The organism is Hymenobacter gummosus (assembly GCF_003970915.1).
In the GTDB taxonomy this organism is placed as follows: Bacteria; Bacteroidota; Bacteroidia; order Cytophagales; family Hymenobacteraceae; genus Solirubrum; species Solirubrum gummosum.
The window spans coordinates 167,585-183,648 of record NZ_RXOF01000002.1 but is presented as its reverse complement, the minus strand read 5'-3'; the positions used below and the strand labels follow the sequence as shown (position 1 = coordinate 183,648).

Below are 16,064 nucleotides of genomic sequence, written 5' to 3'. Positions count from 1 at the left end.
TTACCCGGATTTTAGCTCCGCTTTCCTTCGGTTATGGCCGCTAGAGCCCACCTTCACCTCATCGGCATCGACGCCGGTCGGCCGAAATAATTGCCCGCCTTCTTCTTAGAAGGTCTTACTGCTTCAGCACCCGCCAAGTGGTGTGCTGCTGGCCGCTGCGCAGCTGCAGCAGGTACAGGCCCGGCGCCAGGCCGGCCAGGGGCAGCTCCCAGCGCTGCCCGCGGGCGGCTACTGCGCGCGGCGGCGTCACCACCCGGCCGCAGGCGTCGGTCAGCTGGGCGCGCACCGGCCCCCCGGCCAGATCGGGCAAATCCAGCGCTACTACGTCGGTAGCAGGCTGCGGGCTTGGCGGGGTGCCCAGTGCCGCCCGGGCCGGGCGCGCGGCCGTGGCCGGCCCGTAAAACACGGCCAGATTAGCCACCGTGGTGGAGGTAGTCAGCACGGTGCTGGCCGCGGGAAACGCCGCGGCGCCGCTGCCCGCGCGGGCGGTGGCCTGCCCCTGGCCGAAGCCGCCCCGGAACAAGGCCCGCTGCCCGGCTACGTTGTTGACGTTGCCCCCGCGGCGCAGAATCAGCACGCTCAGCCCGCCCGCATAGTCGTAGTAAAAGGAGCGGTCCAGGCGCACGGTCTGAATGGCGCTGCTGGTATTGGCGAAGCTGCCCTGAAACACGCGCTGGTAGCCGGTGGTGTCCAGCGTGCCGCCGTTAAAGCCGTTGGCGTTGCGCAGGTACAGCACCACGTTGGTGAGCGGACTGGTATCCGTGCCGCTGCCCTTATCGAAGGCCAGCTGCACAATATGCCCGCCCTGGGTGATGCTGCGAAAGGCGCTGCGCAGATACAGCGCCTCGTACACGCCGTTGGCGTCGGCGTGGTTAACTACCACTTCCGGTCCCGTATCGGTGCCAAACGTAGCTTGCCCGCCGCCCTGGGCGCGCAGTTGCAGAGCAAGGCCCAGCGAGCAGGCCATGGATAAGCACAGGGCGCGGGCACTCAGCGGGAGCAGCATAGCAGTACGATCTTAGGTAGCCGAGGCGCAGGCTAGTCCTGCCCGGGCCGGGGGGCCGGCCCGAAAGCCGTGCCGCCGTGGTACCTTAAGATACGGACTCTGCGCCAGAAACCCGGCTTACCGCTATGGCAGGGGCAAAAAAAAGCGAACCAGTATCGCACCGCTACAACCGCCTGCCCTTGCTACCTTCCGGTCCTGGGGGAGTTCAGCGGGAGCTGGTCGTACTGATTCGCCGGTGCAAAGATAAGGCGGCGCCCAGAGCTAAAACAAGTGTCAGCGCAAAAAACCTTGTTCTGAGCGGCCCTTTCGCGGGTTAGTTGCCCACAAACGGCTGAATGATAACGGCTCCATTGGCCGTGCGGGGGCGCAAATAATAATTCCCGGCAGGCAAATCGGCTCCGCAAAGGCTGATCTGCCCGCCCACGGGCTGCCGCCCCGGGCCGGACCAACCACCCCACCCCATCCGCAACCATCACTTCCACCGGGTGCGCGGCACTCAGGCACAGCTGCCGACGCTGGTCGTGCCCGCATACACCACAAAAAAGTACCGCGCCGCTGCGTTGCCACTCCTGGCATAATCAGGCAAGGAGTGGCAACGCAGCGGCGCCAGTCTGGGCAGCGGCTTAAACCCGGCTTCGGAGCCGGACTTGCGGCACCGGGCCCACTTGCCGGGCACTACTCGCGCACGAAGCGCTGGGTAATAGCGGTGCCATCGGGGGCTTGCTGGTGCAGCAGGTACACGCCCGCCGGTAGCTCGGCCACGGGCAGGCTGATGCGGCCCCCTACCGGGCGCAGCAGTTGGGCGGCGCGCACGGTGCGGCCGGCCAGGTCGCTCACCCAGAGGCGGGCGGGCTGCTCGGCCGCCAGGTAAAGCTCGGTCTTAGCCGGGTTGGGGTAGAGCTGCGAGGCGCTGAGGTAGTGCTCCTTGGCCGAGGCCGTGGGGTTACCGAAAGTCAGGCGCAGGTTTACCAGCACGTCGGTCTGGGCCAGGGAGGTGGCGGCGCTCAGCGGGTTGGCGCCGGAGTAGCGCCGGCATGAGTTACGGGTGTTGATGAAGTCGTAGCGCCACAGGGCCCGCGCGGAGGAAGAGGCCACGTTACCGTTGTTGCGAATGACGAGCAGGGCCAGGTTATCGGTGTTGTTGTAGCGGAAGGGGGTGCGCAGCGTGACTTCCTGGTAGCCCGAGGTGCCCGCGTTCGGGAACGAGCCGGCCCACACGCGCTGGTAGCCGGTAGTGTCGAGCACGCCGGTGGTAAAGGCAGTGGCGGCGACGGTTTTCAGGTAGATAACCGTGTTGGTAATCGGGTTCGTGTCGCTGCCGCTGGCCTTTTCGAAGGCCAGCCGGGTAATGGAGCCGGCCTGGTTGAGCTGGCTTTGCAGGTAGATAAACTCCTGCGCCTGGTAGGGGGCATTGTGGTTGATGGGGCTCAGGACCGAGGACGAGGTGCCGACGCTGACGGTAACCACCTGCGCGTGTACGGCCGCGGGAGCCAGTAGGCCGAGGCCGGCCCAGAGGAGTAAAGGTTTGTGCATGGGGGGCGGAAAAGCAGGGTGTGCAATAGGTGGCCTGAAAACTACGCACGAAATCCCCGGCGGGCCTCAAGGCGCGTCAATCCCCACTTACCGCAGCGGCGCCACCCGCAGCGCCATGCCGAAACTCACCTGCGTGGCGAAGTGCCGGAACGGGTACTGCTCGCCATCCAGCTCGATGCGCTGGGCCACGCGCAGCACGCTGCGCTCGTAGCGGGCCGTGAGCAGGACGCGCCCTACCTCGTAGCCCACGCCGGCTTGCCAGGCCAGGCCCGTGCGGCGCATGCTGTGGTTGATGCTGCCCACGATGCGGCGGGAATAATCCTGGTCGAGCCGCTCGTAGGCGGTAGGAATGCGGCAGGCCAGCACCGGGCCGCCCAGCACCAGCCAGCGCCCGGTGAGGCGGTAGCCCACGGGCAGGGCCAGGTTGAGCCGCTGCCAGTCCTGCCCGGTCGACATCACCGCGAAATCGGTGGTGGCGGGCGCGCCGGCCGGGGGCGGAGGAGCATTATTGGTGACGTGGTGCCAGCTCTGGTTGCGGGAGTAGCTCAGCTCGGGCTGCAGCAGCCAGCGGCGGCCCGCGCCGAAGTTGTAGCGCCCCCAAAAGCCGATGCGGAAGCCCTGCGACGGGGTGCTCATGCGCGGCACCACCCGGTACTGGCCCACCGCAAAGCCGGGGCGCTGGTTGGTGACGCGAAACAAGTCGTGGCCGAGGAGCAGGCCGCCCTGCCAGGCCGGGCGCGCCACGGGCGTGGCGCGGGGGGCATCGGGGCGCTGGGCATACGCGGCCGGAGCCGCCAGAAGCAGTAGGAGTAAAAGTTTTTGCACGCAGGTAAGGGGAGAGCAGTATTCAGGACGTTGGTGTAAGAAAGCGAATTCCACCTATTCAAAGCAACTCTATATCAGCGTTTAGCAGTATTTAGCGGGAAAGTGTAAGCCGGGCTTATCCGGGTGCAACTCCGGCCCGCTGGTGGCCCCGGCCCTACTGGCCGGCCCGGGCGGCGGCTTGGATGGCAAGGGTTTGCGGCCCTACCTTTGCCCATGCCTCAACAGATTCTGATTCTAGATTTTGGGTCGCAGTACACCCAGCTCATTGCGCGGCGCATCCGCGAGCTGAACGTTTTCTGCGAAATTCATCCATACACGCACGCCCCGGACCTCACTGAGGATATCCGGGGCGTTGTGCTTTCGGGCTCGCCCTGCTCGGTGCGCGACCCGGAGGCGCCCAACCCCGACCTCTCGAAGTACCTGGGCCGGGTGCCGGTGCTGGGCGTGTGCTACGGGGCCCAGCTGCTGGCCCAGCAGGGCGGCGGCGAAGTTCTACCGGCCACCATCCGCGAGTATGGCCGCGCCCGCCTGCACCACATCGAGCAGGCGTCGCCCTTGATGCACGGGCTGAGCTTGGATTCGCAGGTGTGGATGTCGCACGGCGACACGATTAAGACCCTGCCCGCCGGCTACGACATCATTGCCAGCACCCCGGAAGTGGCCGTGGCCGCCTACCACATCCAGGGCCAGCCCACCTACGGCATCCAGTTTCACCCCGAGGTGACGCACTCCACCCAGGGCAAGCAGCTGCTGCGCAACTTCGTGGTCGACATCTGCCACTGCGCCCAGGACTGGACGCCCGAGCACTACGTGGACACGGCGGTGGCCGCGCTGCAGCGCACCATCGGCCCCGACGACCAGGTAATCCTGGGCCTCTCGGGCGGCGTCGATTCGTCGGTGGCGGCGCTGCTGCTGCACCGGGCCATCGGGCCGCGCCTGCACGGCATCTTCGTCAACAACGGGCTGCTGCGCAAGGAGGAGTTCGAGAGCGTGCTGCACTCCTACCAGGGCCTGGGCCTGAACGTGACCGGCGTGGACGCCTCGGAGGCCTTCTACGACGCGCTGAAGGGCCTCTCGGACCCCGAGCAGAAGCGCAAGGCCATCGGCCGCACCTTTATTGAGGTGTTCGACCGCGAAGCCCACAAGGTGGAGGGCGCCCGGTGGCTGGCCCAGGGCACCATCTACCCCGACGTCATCGAGTCGGTGTCGGTGAAGGGCCCGGCGGTGACCATCAAGAGCCACCACAACGTGGGCGGCCTGCCGGAGCAGATGAACCTGAAAATCGTGGAGCCGCTGCGCATGCTCTTCAAGGACGAGGTGCGCGAAGTGGGCGAAACGCTCGGGCTGCCCCACCACATCCTGCACCGCCACCCCTTCCCCGGCCCCGGCCTGGGCATCCGCATCCTGGGCGACATCACCGCCGAGAAAGTGCGCCTGCTGCAGGCCGCCGACGCGGTGTTCATCGACGCGCTGCACCAGCACGGCCTCTACGAGAAGGTGTGGCAGGCCGGCGCCATCCTGCTGCCCATTCAGAGCGTGGGCGTGATGGGCGACGAGCGGACCTACGAGCAGGTAGTGGCCCTGCGCGCCGTCACCAGCGTCGACGGCATGACCGCCGACTGGGCCCACCTGCCCTACGAGTTCCTGGCCGAGGTGTCGAACCGCATCATCAACCAGGTGCGCGGCATCAACCGCGTGGTCTACGACATTTCGTCGAAGCCGCCAGCGACGATTGAGTGGGAATAGTCCCCCGAATAAATACGGACGCCCCCCGAAAAACCTGCGCCTTTGTTTCGGCAAAAAAAGGCCGCTCCAGCCCCGGAGCGGCCTTTTTTTGCGAGCAATGAGGAGGAATTGGGGTGGAAGCGCGGCGCTACGCAGTTATCCCAAATCGGGAAATTTTTCCCGATTCAGGAAACAAATCAGCGAAGATTCACGGTTTGGCCGACAGTATTATTCTTGGCACGGTGCAATCCGACTACCGGTGCCCCTGCTTCCACCCCCTTACCACCACCTAATGCAACGATTCATTTCCCTGCTGCTGCTGGGCGGCATCGGCGTGCCCGCCGCAGCGCAGACCTCCTACTTGCAGGGGCAGCAGCCGCCCCACTACCTGCAGCTAGCCTACGAGGCCACCCGCGAGGTGCACCCGCTCATTGCCGTTGCCCACCTCAACGAGGCGGAGTACGTGCGCCTGCGCCACGCCCAGGAACGCCTGCTGACCCGCCGCGAGCAAGTACTGCGCGAATATGCCCCCGACAGCCCGGTGCGGCCGGTGCTGCTGCACGAGGTGCAGGTGCTCTTCGAGCAGGAGCGGCAACGCGCCCTCACGCCTTCGCAGCTGAGCCTGCTGCCCGACCAGCTCTCGGACCCGCTGCCGCCGGACAACGGCAACGGCCTGGGCCTGCAGGCGCCGCAGCGGCCGGGTTGGGCCGAACTGCCCCGGGCCGCCGCGTGGTCGGCGGCGCCCCGGGCCGTGCGGCTGCCCACTGCTGGCTGATAGTATACAGGCCCCCGGCAACACTTGTTGCCGGGGGCCTTTTTCAGTTGCGGGCGTCGGGCTGACGGCTACTGGGCGAATTCCAGCAGGGCCTGGGCTTCGTAGTGCAGCTCCACGCGCTGGGTATCCTGCTGCCGGTGATTGAGCTGACGCAGAAACACCTGCAGCCGCAGCGGGCCCTGCTGGCCGCGCAGGGTGAGCGTGGCGGCGGGCAGCTCCTTATTAGGCTCTACCTCGCCCGGCGCGGAGTGGGCCGCCACCAGCGAATCGGCCAGGCGACCGGGCTGCAGGGTGATGCGCGGCCGCCAGCGGTTATCGGCGGCCAGCTGCTGGAGCTGCAGCTGCCGCCCGTAGCGGCTGGCCTGGAGGCGGAAGGTGCCTTCGGGCAGCGCGGCCGTCCCGAGCTGCTGGTCGCCGGACTGCCCGTACCGCATGTCCAACCCGTTCAGCCAGTAGCGGCCCGGGCCCAGCGGCCACACCTGCGGGTTGCGGAGCTGGAAGGTGTGCCACCGCACGGTGGTTGTCCCGTCTTCGGCGGTGCCGTAGCGGGTAATGCCGGTGGCCCGCTCCAGCTGCTCCTGCAGCTCCTCCTTCTGCCACCAGCGGGGTTTGCCCCGCAGCGAATCGGGCAGGGCCAGGCGGGCGGTGAACAGGGGCTGCAGCGCCGCCGTTTCGCGCCGGTCGACGAAGAAGTCGAAGCCGGACCACAGGCGGCGCCGGGCTTCATCCGGCAGCTGGGCGGCGCGGCGGGCGTCGAAGCGGCCGTTGGTGAGCAGGCCGTACTGGGTGGCCGTTGCGCGCAGGCGGGCCAGCTGACTGCGTTGGGCCACGGCAAAGGCGCCCCAGGGCCCGCCGGCTGATAGGAACGCCACCACCGCCAGGGAGGCCGGAATCCAGATAATGCCCTGCCCGCGCCGCCAGAGGAAGTACACCGCCATGCCCAGCAGCCAGCCCGCCAGCACCAGCACGAAGTACCGCTCCTCGGTGATGCCGTAAGCCCGCACCCGCGTACCGATGGCCACGGCCAGCAGCCCCAGCAGCGGAAACAGCGCCCGGTAAAACCAGCGGGCGAAGGTGCGAATCCAGGCGTTTTCGGCCGCGTGGCGGATGGGGTGAATCAGCAGCAGGGCGAAGATGCCCGCCACGGCCAGCGCCAGCACCAGCGTCGACACCCAGCCCTGGGGCAGCGTCCAGGTGACGAGGATGCGGGCCAGGTAGGCGTAGAGGATGGCCAGGTAGAGCACCACCAGCGGCAGCAGCACAAACTGCGTGAACAGCTTCAGGCCCTTGGGGTAGCCGGTTTCGGCTTCCAGCGCGGCGAAGTCCTGCGGCACGCCGGCCAGGAAAAACCAGGTATTAAACACGGTGCCCAGCGTCACGAACAGGTAGCCGAACCAATACTCCGGCACATCCACGTCGAACAGCTTTTTGACGGCTACCAGGGCCAGGGCGCAGCCCACGAACAGCACCCCGGAGTACACTCCGCCCAGCAGGAAGCGCAGAAACAGCGTCTCGTTGTAGCGCCAGAAGCCCGGCGTATCGGCCCGGCGGCGCAGCTCCGAGAGGTAGGGCCCGGCCGCCACCACCAAGTGCAGCCCCAGCCCCAGCAGAAACAGGCGCAGCCCCCAGCTGAGGTCGGGCTCGGTCGGGGCCAGCGCGTACCAGGCGGCCAGCAGGGCGGCGCCCCCGGCCTGCGCCCCCCAGCGGGCGGCAGCGGTCCAGCGGTACCGCTCGGCCATCAAGGCCAGGGCCAGCGTGAGCGAGAGGCCCAGCCCCGCCGTCGACAGCACCGGAAACGCCCAAGCGGGCTCGTTGTTGGGTATGCGGTCGGAGTCGAAGTGAATCAGGCGGATAGCCGCGCCGCCGAGCACGAAGGCCCAGAGCAGGGTGAGCGGAAAGCGGCGCAGCACCGCGGCGGCCGTGGCCAGCGCCGCTTGCACGGAGGGTAAACGCATCCGGTGAGATGGTGAAATAGTGAAATGGTGAGTGGCCGTTCAAACGGCGCAACTCTGACAGCTATATCGGAACGTTATCAAAACAACACAACCGGCGCGGTATTACGAGCCGGTTACGCATCCGGTGAGCGGCGAAGAATGAGCCGCCCGGACGGCTCCGGCACCCGATTTATCAGCCCCAAAGCTAAACGGCCCCGGCAACAGATGCTGCCGGGGCCGTTTAGGCGGTGAAATGGTGAGGTGGTGAAATAGTGAGTTTGGTGTTCGGGAGGCCAGTACTGAGCTTGTCGCGCAGCCAGAACGTCAAACTCACCATTTCACCAACTCACCAAATCACCGAATCCCCACCGGGTTCTGCACCTGCACTTCCAGGCGCTCCAGCTTGGTGATGGGCACGTACTGGTTGTCGTGGGCCTGCTGGGGGTAGCCGATGCCCTGGAACAGCATGCCCGACACGGGGCCGGAATTGGCCAGGGGCTGCTGGAAGGCGGGGCCGTTCTGGTGCAGCTGGGAGCCGAAGTAGTACATCAGCTCGAAGCCCGAGGCGGCAAACACCGAGGGCGGAATGTTCTGCTGCTGGGTGTAGAGCTGACGGAAGCGCCGCACGCCGGGGGCCAGCGGGTCGAGGTACTTGGGCTGCAGGAAGTGAATGTCGCGGCGGTCGAGCTGGCCGAGGCTGATGCTGGGGTTTTCCTGCCAGGAGGCGTAGGCAATCAGCGGCATGGTCAGGGCCTGGCTCTGCATCAGGCTAAGGGCGTAGGGCCCGGCCTTGCGGTGGTCGGAGGCCACCACAAGGTGCCCGGCGCTTTTCAGGTCCAGCCCGCCGAAGCCGGCGTTGAGGCTTTCGGGGTTGTCGGAGTCGATGCGGCGCACGGCCAGCACCTTGCCGCCCAGGGCCTCGTAGGTTTTCTTGTAGGCCTCGGCAAAGGCGGCTTCGTCCTTAGTGTCTTCGTGGAAGATGACGGCCGGGCGGCCCCCGGCGAAAGTGCGGTAGGCGTACTCGGCCGCGGCCCGGCCCTGGGTGGCGGTGCTCGGCTCGAAGAGGTAGTACCAGGCGTTGTCCTGCACCAGCGCCCCGTCCTGCGAGAGGGGGTTCACGGCCACAATCTGGTTTTGCTGAGCGTAGCGGGCTAGAATCTTGGCGCCCGACTTATACACCGGCCCGATAATCAGGTCCATGCCGGCCAGTTCGGGCTGCTGCAGGAGCTGCTTGAGCTGCAGGGTGTCGGCGCCGGTGTCGTAGGCGTAGAGGTTGAGCAGCCGCCCTTCGCGCTGCAATGAGTCCTGGGCCAGCTTCAGGCCGGCGTACAGGTCCGTCACGAACTGCAGGCGGCGGCGCGTTTCCCAGCTCGGGTCGTCGAACTCGAAGGGCAGCAGCACGGCCACGTTGTAGCTGTTTTTCTTCTGGGGCCGGGGCCGCGGGGTGTAGCGCGTGCGGTCGAGGCCGTACTGCTGCACTAGCTGGTCGAGCTGCCCGCGGTCGGCGTCGGTGTACAGGCCGCCGAAGACCAGCTGCTCGGCGTAGGCGCGGGCCAGGGTGGTGTCCTGGGGGTAGCGGCGCACCAGGTTTTGCCAGAGGGCCTTGTCGCGCAGGCGGGCCAGGTAGCTGGTTTCCATGGCCACGCGCTGGGCCCGCAGCTGCGTGGGCGGCAGCTGGCCCAGCACCTTCAGGGCGTTGTCGGTGTCGCCCTGCTCGAAGGACACCTGGCCCTGCAGAAACAGCGCCTCGGGCAGGCCGGGCCACTGGGAGTACTCGTTGCGCAGCAGGTTGAGCATCTGCTCGGCCTCGGCCCACTTGCGGGCCCGGCTGGCGGCCACGGCGTAGAGGTAAGCCGCCTCGGGGCCGCGGCGGTACTTGGCGCTGGGCGCGGTCAGCGGCAGCAGCTCCTCCAGGGCCAGGTCGTTGCGGCCCTGGTCGATGAGGGTTTTGCCGTTGCGGTAGCGGGTGTCGGGGTCCTGAGAACCAAGATTAGCCGGCAGCGGCGGGGCGGGCTTGGCGGCGGGCTTGGGCGCGGGCGGGTTGGCCGTAGCCGCGGCGGAGGTGGCCGGGGTAGCCGCCGGGGTCTTGGCGGGCGTGGTGGTGCCGGGCTTGGCCGCCGCGCCGGTTGCGGACTTGGCCGGGCTCGTCATGCCGGGCTTGGCGGGCGTGGCCGCGGCGGGTTTGGTGCCGGTGGTGCCCGCAGGCTTGGGCGCGGTGCCGGTGGTAGCGGGCTTGGCGGGCGTAGCCGCCGGCTTAGCCGGCGGGGCGGTGGGCTTGGTTTGCGCCGGCTTGGCGGTAGTCAGTTTGGCCGGAGTCGGCTGCTGGGCCCGGACCGGGCCGGCCAGCGCCGTCAGCAGCAATGCACACGCGAGAGAGGACCGCATAGGGGAAAAGTGGTCAACGGGGAGGACAAGCGGGCCGTTACCCGACGGCCCGGCGGGCAAAGGTACGTAGTTGGGCGGGGCCATGATTCAGCCCCCGCGCCCGGCGGCTTGCCCGGCTGGCGTTATGGCTTAATTTTAGCGGGCCCCGCCATACGTTTCACCGGCCCCGGCGCGTTAAGCCGCCTCGCCCAACCCCTACTACCCCTTATGACCACCTTATTCCCTACCGTTTCGGCCCAGCAGCGGCAGCGCTTCGGCCTGGTGCTCATCCTCGGCGCCTCCCTGGCCCTGAGCCTGGCCCTCATCGTATTCCGGGTATTTCTCACCCACCGCGTCTCCTTCGTCTTCCTGCTTTGGAACCTGTTCCTGGCCGCCATTCCGCTGGGCCTTACCCTACTGCTGGGCCTGATGACGCCCGAGACGCGCCGCCGCTGGCTGCTGCCGGTGGGCGCGCTCTGGCTGCTGTTCTTCCCCAACGCGCCCTACATCCTCACCGACCTGCTGCACCTGGGCGAGTACCCCGGCAGCCCGCGCTGGTACGACCTCACGCTCATTCTCACCGCCGCCTGGAACGGACTCATGCTCGGCTACGCCTCCCTGCTCGATATGCAGCGCTTCGTGGAGGAGCGCCTGAGCTGGGCCGCCGGCTGGGCCTTCAGCACCTTTACGCTGATGCTGAGCGCCTACGGGGTGTACCTGGGCCGTTTCCTGCGCTGGAACAGCTGGGACATCGTCACCAACCCCTTCTCCCTGGCCTACGACATCCTCGACACCCTGCTGCGCCCGGCCCACCACCCCCGCGCCTGGGGCGTGACCCTGCTGCTGGGCGTGTTCCTGCTGCTCGGCTACCTCACCGTGCGGGCCCTCGGGCGGCTGCAGGTGGCAGCGGAGGAGTAATGACCATGTTCCCGATTCACCGCCGACTGACCATCGGGCTGCTGGGCAGCGCCCTGCTCTTGGCAGCACGGGCTGCGGCCGGCTAAAGCACCGGCTGGCTGAAACCACCCGCACCCTCACCGACCGGCTGTTCCACCACTACGACGCCGACCAGCCCGATACCCGCTTCAACCGCCGGCGGTTCATGGAACACCTAAACCTGCCCTGCCCGCCCGACGTGCAGCAGCTCTACTGCTTTGCCGATGAGCTGGGCGCCGATTCGAAGTACCTATTTTCCTTCCGCTGCCGCCCGGCTACGTTCCGGCAGCTCGTGGCACAGAACCACCTCCGCCCCGACTCCGTGCGCGCCGACCCGTCCGGCCTGTTGCAGCCTTTCGCCTGGTGGCCCGCCGGGGCCGAGCGGGGCCTGACCGCCCATTGGCGCACCGAGCAGGGCCGGTGGTTTCAGTACATCTGGTACGACGCCCAACAGCAGCGGGCCTACTATCTGGAGTATACCTTGTAACCCCAACGGTTCCTCCCTTCTCTACGCCCCTACCCATAACCCAGTCGTCAGGCTCCCCCTCTCCTTTTTCGGAGAGGGGGCCGTGCCCCGTGGGGGTCCCGTGAGGCGCCCACCCCGGCAGCAACCTCAGGCCCCGGAAATCCGTGTGGAAGACGCCCACCGTCTCTTCCCCGGTTTCTCCCCAATGCTGCTTCTTTTCCCCCTTAGCTGGGCCGCGCTGCTGCCCTTCGGCCCCGCGCCGGCCCAAACGCCCAACCCCTACGTGGGCGCCTGGGAATACCGCACCGATTCTACCGTCTTCCGCATTCAGTTGCGCGAGGTGCGCAACTACCTGCTGCCCGACGGCAAGCCCAGCCCCTACCCCGTCATGCTCGGCTGCTACCGCTTCACCCGCCGCGGCCGGGTCGTCGACGAAACCTGCGCCCGGCCCCGGCAGGGCGGCTCCCCGTTCGGCTTCGTGCGGCCCAGCAGCGAGCAGCACGTGATTTTTCAGGACCAGGCCGGCTACAACCACGTCAAAGCCGCCCTGCGCCCCGACGCCAGCAACGGCAACCTGCTGCGCTGGACCCAGCTCGAACAGCTGGAAACCGTCCGCATCAACGATAACCGGCCCCGGCGCTTTCAGCTGCCCGAACGCTTCGAGCTGACGCGGGTGGAATAAACGCTGTACCCTCTGCTATGCCCCTTTACACCGCCCTGCTCGACTACCGCGGCGGCAACTACGTAGCCCAGGTTTCAGCCCCCGACGCGCACCTAGCTCTGCAGCAATGGGCGGCCCAGCTGGACTATCAGCTAATTCCCGGCCTCGATTCGGCTTCCTGGCAGCAGTTGCAAAAGAGGCTGGCGGAGGAAGCCCCCGTCAGCCTCGACGGCGTACTCAACGTGTACTGCCAGACGGTAACGGTACAGGGCCAACTGGCACTGATTCACCTGGTCGAAACGGTGGCAACCGTTACTCGTCCGGCTCCCCCTCCCTTTGGAGCAGGGGCCGGGGGGTGAGGCGCCCCGCCCTGCGTATCTTGCCCCTCCCATGCACCTCGCCTCCGCCCCCGAATCCATGTCGTGGCCGCGGCTGCTCTCGCGCCGCCGCTACCCCCAGCAGCCCCAGCTGCACATCGTCTCCGATACCGCCCCGGTGCGCGGGGCCTTCGTGCAGGACTACGACCGGGTCGTGTTCAGCTCGGCCTTCCGCCGCCTGCAGCGCCGCACCCAGACCATGCCCCTGCCCGAGACGGACTTCGTGCACACCCGCCTCACCCACTCCCTCGAAACGGCCTGCGTGGGCCGCTCCCTGGGCCGCCTGGGCGGGCGCCTGCTCATGGAAGCCGACGAGGAGCTGGCCGAGCAGCTGCCCTACTTCGACGCCGACTGCGGCGACATCGTGGCCGCCGCCTGCCTGGCCCACGACATCGGCAACCCGCCCTTCGGCCACTCCGGCGAGGACGCCATTTCGGCCTACTTCCTCAGCCCCGCCGCCGAGCCCTTCGTGCGCACCCTCACCGCCGCCCAGCGCGCCGACTTGCAGCGCTTTGAGGGCAACGCCGCCGGCTTCCGCGTCCTCACCCACACCTACGCCGCCCACAGCACCGGCACCGCCGGCCTAGGCCTCACCTACGCCACCCTCGGCGCCTTCACCAAGTACCCGCGCCCCTCCCTGCTGCCCGAGGCCGACCGCCACGGCGGGGCCAGTGAGCGGAAAGGCGGCTACTTCCAGGCCGAAGCCGCCCGCTTCCAGGACGTAGCCCACGACCTCGGCCTGCTCGAAAAAGCCGACGGCTCCGGCGCCTACCACCGCCACCCGCTGGCCTTCCTCGTCGAAGCCGCCGACGACATCTGCTACCGCATCATCGACTTCGAGGACGCCGTCAAGCTCGGCCTCATCCCCGCCGAAACCGGCCTGCAGCTGCTGCAAAGCATCCTCGCCGACCCCGCCGACCGCCCCCGCACCGTGCAGTGGCTCGACTGGCGCGAGGAGCTGGGCTACCTGCGCGCCCGCCTCATCGGCAAGCTCTTGGCCGAAACCGCCCAGGTCTTCGCCCGCCACGCCCCCGCCATGCTCCAGGGCCGCTACGACGCCTGCCTGATTCAGGAGCTGGACTGCTGGCCCGAGCTGCAGCAGGTGCAGCAGCTCACCGCCCGCCACCTCTACCGCAGCCGCCCGGTCCTGCAGATCGAAGCCGCCGGCTACGAGGTGCTGGCCGGCCTGCTCCACGCCTTTTTGCACGCCACCTTCGACCCCACCGCCAGCCTCCGCTCCCGCAAGCTGCTCGATCTGCTGCCCGCCCAGTTCCGCGCCCTCGGCCCCCAGCAGGGCCTTTCCGCCTACGAGCAGATCATCCTGCTCACCGATTACGTCGGCGCCCTCACCGACCAGAACGCCCTGAGCCTGCACCGCACCATCCACGGCCTCGACCTGCCCAAAGGCTTCTGACGGTAGCACCCGCTGTCATTGCGAGGCGGAGCCGAAGCAATCTTTCCCCTCGCGGCACGACGGCCCAACTGGCAGCAACCGAAAACCAGTCAGCCCGAAAACCCGTCAGCCCAAAAACGCCCCGCCTGAAACTACAGATGCCAGTTTCGGGTGGGGCGTTTTCAGTCCGCAGGTATCGAACCGTTGTGCTATAAAAAGAACGATTGGCTACGCCTTCCTACAGTTGACGCCGCTTGATGCGCAGAATATCGTGCCTCCTCGCAATGACTGTTAAGGCGGCCCCATGCTTACCCCTTCCACCACCTCGCCGACCTCTTCCACCGTCATTCCGCGCCCTCCCACCATCATTCCGCACGCTCCCACCGTCATGCCGCACGTTCCCACCATCTCGCCGCGGCCTCCCACCATCATTCCGCCCGCTTCCACCGTCATTCCGCAGCCTCCCACCGTTCCGTCGACCTTCCCCACCGTCATTCCGCACGCCCCCACCACCTCGCCGCTACCCAAATCAGCGTCATCAGCGAAATCACATAAATCAGCGGTTTACCTTTGCCCCCGCGCCGGCGGCCCTTCCGAACCCCACCCCGCCGCGCCCCGGCCTATGTCTTCCTCTTCTCCCGACCTCAACCTCGCCACCAGCGACCAGCTGTTCACCCGCGCCAAAGACCTGATTCCGGGCGGCGTCAACTCGCCGGTGCGCGCCTTCCGCGCCGTGGGCGGCCACCCCGTGTTCATGCAGTCGGCCCAGGGCGCCTGGCTGACGGATGTGGACGGCAACCGCTACCTCGACTTCATCAACTCCTGGGGCCCGATGATTCTCGGCCACGCCCCCCAAATCGTGCTCGACGCCGTGGCCCAGGCCCTGCCCTCGTCCCTGTCGTTCGGCGCCCCCACCCGCCGCGAGGTCGACATGGCCGAGCTGATTATCGACATGGTGCCCAGCATCGAAAAAGTGCGCCTCGTCAATTCCGGCACCGAGGCCACCATGTCGGCCATCCGGGTGGCCCGCGGCTACACCGGCCGCGCCAAGATCCTCAAGTTCGAAGGCTGCTACCACGGCCACGGCGACTCCTTCCTGATTGCGGCCGGCTCCGGCGCCCTCACCCTCGGCACCCCCGATTCGCCCGGCGTCACCGAGGGCGTGGCCCAGGACACCCTCACCGTACCCTACAACGACCTCGAAGCCGTCCGCCAGGCCATAGCGGCCAACCCCGAGCAGATTGCGGCCATCATCCTGGAGCCCGTGGTGGGCAACATCGGCCTGGTGCCGCCCGCCGAGGGCTTCCTGCAGGGCCTGCGCGAGCTGTGCACCCAGCACGGCATCGTCTACATCTTCGACGAGGTAATGACCGGCTTCCGCCTCGCCCGCGGCGGCGCCCAGGAGCTGTTCGGCATCGAGCCCGACATGACCACGCTGGGCAAAATCATCGGCGGCGGCATGCCCGTGGGCGCCTACGGGGGCAAAAAGGAAATCATGGACCAGGTGGCCCCCGCCGGCAAAGTCTACCAGGCCGGCACCCTTTCGGGCAACCCCATTGCCACCGCCGCCGGCCTGGCCCAGCTGCGCTACCTGCACGAGCACCCCGAAGTCTACCAGCAGCTCGAACAGACCAGCGCCGCCCTGGCCGACGGCACCCGCCAAATAGCCGCCGAGCTGGGTCTGAACTACACCGTCAACCGCGTCGGCTCGATGTGGAGCGTGTTCTTCACCCCCCAGCCCGTCACCGACCTGGCCTCGGCCAAAACCGCCGACCTGGAAGCTTTCGGCCGCTACTTCCGCGCCATGCTGCACCGCGGCATCTACCTGGCCCCCTCCCAGTTCGAGGCCCTGTTCGTCAGCACCGCCGTCACGGATGATTTGGTGGATATGTACCTGAGCGCCTGCCGCGCCTCCCTGCGCGAGGCCCACGGGGTGTAAGAAAGTGGCATAAGCTTCAGCTTGTGCTGCGGCCAACGGCCGCAAGGCGGAACCGCGCCAGCAGCCTGCCCAGACGGCGCAGCCCCGCTTTGCCGCGTGCCGCGGCAGCACAAGCTGAAGCTTATGCCAC

The 16,064-nt window shown here is 67.6% G+C and carries 13 protein-coding genes and 1 other RNA gene; 8 read left to right on the top strand and 6 right to left on the bottom strand.

Annotation, left to right across the window (positions count from 1 at the left end; all coding sequences use genetic code 11):
- Positions 1 to 115: 115 nt before the first annotated feature.
- The 4 genes from EJV47_RS04105 to EJV47_RS04090 form a co-directional block, all read right to left on the bottom strand.
- Positions 116 to 1,006 (bottom strand): T9SS type A sorting domain-containing protein, encoded by an 891-nt coding sequence (locus tag EJV47_RS04105; RefSeq protein WP_126691875.1) that lies wholly within the window; start codon positions 1,004 to 1,006, stop codon positions 116 to 118.
- A 138-nt stretch (positions 1,007 to 1,144) separates the two neighbouring features.
- Positions 1,145 to 1,242, bottom strand: an RNA gene (gene ffs, locus EJV47_RS04100) — signal recognition particle sRNA small type.
- Between the two features lie 439 nt (positions 1,243 to 1,681).
- Positions 1,682 to 2,539, bottom strand: a complete 858-nt coding sequence (locus EJV47_RS04095) for a T9SS type A sorting domain-containing protein (RefSeq protein WP_126691874.1) — start codon at positions 2,537 to 2,539, stop codon at positions 1,682 to 1,684.
- An 87-nt stretch (positions 2,540 to 2,626) separates the two neighbouring features.
- Positions 2,627 to 3,364 (bottom strand): hypothetical protein, encoded by a 738-nt coding sequence (locus EJV47_RS04090; RefSeq protein ID WP_126691873.1) that lies wholly within the window; start codon positions 3,362 to 3,364, stop codon positions 2,627 to 2,629.
- Positions 3,365 to 3,577: 213 nt separating this feature from the next.
- Between EJV47_RS04090 and guaA the strand changes: the two genes are divergently transcribed.
- Both guaA and EJV47_RS04080 read left to right on the top strand, forming a co-directional pair.
- Positions 3,578 to 5,110, top strand: a complete 1,533-nt coding sequence (gene guaA / locus EJV47_RS04085; protein WP_126691872.1) for a glutamine-hydrolyzing GMP synthase — start codon at positions 3,578 to 3,580, stop codon at positions 5,108 to 5,110.
- A gap of 271 nt (positions 5,111 to 5,381) precedes the next feature.
- Positions 5,382 to 5,864 carry a hypothetical protein gene (locus EJV47_RS04080; protein WP_126691871.1) on the top strand — a complete coding sequence of 161 codons (483 nt, stop codon included), beginning with the start codon at positions 5,382 to 5,384 and terminating at the stop codon, positions 5,862 to 5,864.
- A gap of 68 nt (positions 5,865 to 5,932) precedes the next feature.
- Here the strand turns inward: EJV47_RS04080 and EJV47_RS04075 are convergent, their stop codons facing one another.
- The gene (locus EJV47_RS04075) at positions 5,933 to 7,819 is read right to left on the bottom strand and encodes a DUF4153 domain-containing protein (RefSeq protein ID WP_126691870.1); all 1,887 of its coding nucleotides are present in this window, start codon (positions 7,817 to 7,819) and stop codon (positions 5,933 to 5,935) included.
- 333 nt (positions 7,820 to 8,152) lie between these two features.
- Positions 8,153 to 10,183 (bottom strand): ABC transporter substrate-binding protein, encoded by a 2,031-nt coding sequence (locus EJV47_RS04070; protein WP_126691869.1) that lies wholly within the window; start codon positions 10,181 to 10,183, stop codon positions 8,153 to 8,155.
- A 207-nt stretch (positions 10,184 to 10,390) separates the two neighbouring features.
- On the opposite strand from EJV47_RS04070, the gene EJV47_RS04065 reads away from it, so the two are divergent.
- The 6 genes from EJV47_RS04065 (at position 10,391) to hemL (ending at position 15,934) form a co-directional block, all read left to right on the top strand.
- Positions 10,391 to 11,080: a DUF1361 domain-containing protein gene (locus EJV47_RS04065; RefSeq protein WP_126691868.1), complete on the top strand. Its 690-nt coding sequence runs from the start codon at positions 10,391 to 10,393 to the stop codon at positions 11,078 to 11,080.
- Between the two features lie 184 nt (positions 11,081 to 11,264).
- The gene (locus EJV47_RS04060) at positions 11,265 to 11,585 is read left to right on the top strand and encodes a hypothetical protein (RefSeq protein ID WP_126691867.1); all 321 of its coding nucleotides are present in this window, start codon (positions 11,265 to 11,267) and stop codon (positions 11,583 to 11,585) included.
- A gap of 184 nt (positions 11,586 to 11,769) precedes the next feature.
- Positions 11,770 to 12,246: a DUF6705 family protein gene (locus EJV47_RS04055; RefSeq protein WP_126691866.1), complete on the top strand. Its 477-nt coding sequence runs from the start codon at positions 11,770 to 11,772 to the stop codon at positions 12,244 to 12,246.
- Between the two features lie 17 nt (positions 12,247 to 12,263).
- Positions 12,264 to 12,584, top strand: a complete 321-nt coding sequence (locus tag EJV47_RS04050; RefSeq protein WP_126691865.1) for a hypothetical protein — start codon at positions 12,264 to 12,266, stop codon at positions 12,582 to 12,584.
- A 31-nt stretch (positions 12,585 to 12,615) separates the two neighbouring features.
- Positions 12,616 to 14,016, top strand: a complete 1,401-nt coding sequence (gene dgt / locus EJV47_RS04045) for a dGTP triphosphohydrolase (protein ID WP_126691864.1) — start codon at positions 12,616 to 12,618, stop codon at positions 14,014 to 14,016.
- 601 nt (positions 14,017 to 14,617) lie between these two features.
- Entirely contained in the window at positions 14,618 to 15,934 is a 1,317-nt protein-coding gene (gene hemL / locus EJV47_RS04035; RefSeq protein ID WP_126691862.1) for a glutamate-1-semialdehyde 2,1-aminomutase, read from the top strand.
- Positions 15,935 to 16,064: the final 130 nt, after the last annotated feature.

Excerpts from the sequence above, each read along its gene's own strand:
- EJV47_RS04060 (WP_126691867.1), top strand. The coding sequence starts at position 11,265 with ATGGAACACCTAAACCTGCCCTGCCCGCCCGACGTGCAGCAGCTCTAC.
- EJV47_RS04050 (WP_126691865.1), top strand. The coding sequence starts at position 12,264 with ATGCCCCTTTACACCGCCCTGCTCGACTACCGCGGCGGCAACTACGTA.
- EJV47_RS04055 (WP_126691866.1), top strand. The coding sequence starts at position 11,770 with ATGCTGCTTCTTTTCCCCCTTAGCTGGGCCGCGCTGCTGCCCTTCGGC.
- dgt (WP_126691864.1), top strand. The coding sequence starts at position 12,616 with ATGCACCTCGCCTCCGCCCCCGAATCCATGTCGTGGCCGCGGCTGCTC.
- EJV47_RS04070 (WP_126691869.1), bottom strand. The coding sequence starts at position 10,183 with ATGCGGTCCTCTCTCGCGTGTGCATTGCTGCTGACGGCGCTGGCCGGC.
- EJV47_RS04105 (WP_126691875.1), bottom strand. The coding sequence starts at position 1,006 with ATGCTGCTCCCGCTGAGTGCCCGCGCCCTGTGCTTATCCATGGCCTGC.
- EJV47_RS04065 (WP_126691868.1), top strand. The coding sequence starts at position 10,391 with ATGACCACCTTATTCCCTACCGTTTCGGCCCAGCAGCGGCAGCGCTTC.
- hemL (WP_126691862.1), top strand. The coding sequence starts at position 14,618 with ATGTCTTCCTCTTCTCCCGACCTCAACCTCGCCACCAGCGACCAGCTG.
- EJV47_RS04080 (WP_126691871.1), top strand. The coding sequence starts at position 5,382 with ATGCAACGATTCATTTCCCTGCTGCTGCTGGGCGGCATCGGCGTGCCC.
- EJV47_RS04095 (WP_126691874.1), bottom strand. The coding sequence starts at position 2,539 with ATGCACAAACCTTTACTCCTCTGGGCCGGCCTCGGCCTACTGGCTCCC.
- guaA (WP_126691872.1), top strand. The coding sequence starts at position 3,578 with ATGCCTCAACAGATTCTGATTCTAGATTTTGGGTCGCAGTACACCCAG.
- EJV47_RS04075 (WP_126691870.1), bottom strand. The coding sequence starts at position 7,819 with ATGCGTTTACCCTCCGTGCAAGCGGCGCTGGCCACGGCCGCCGCGGTG.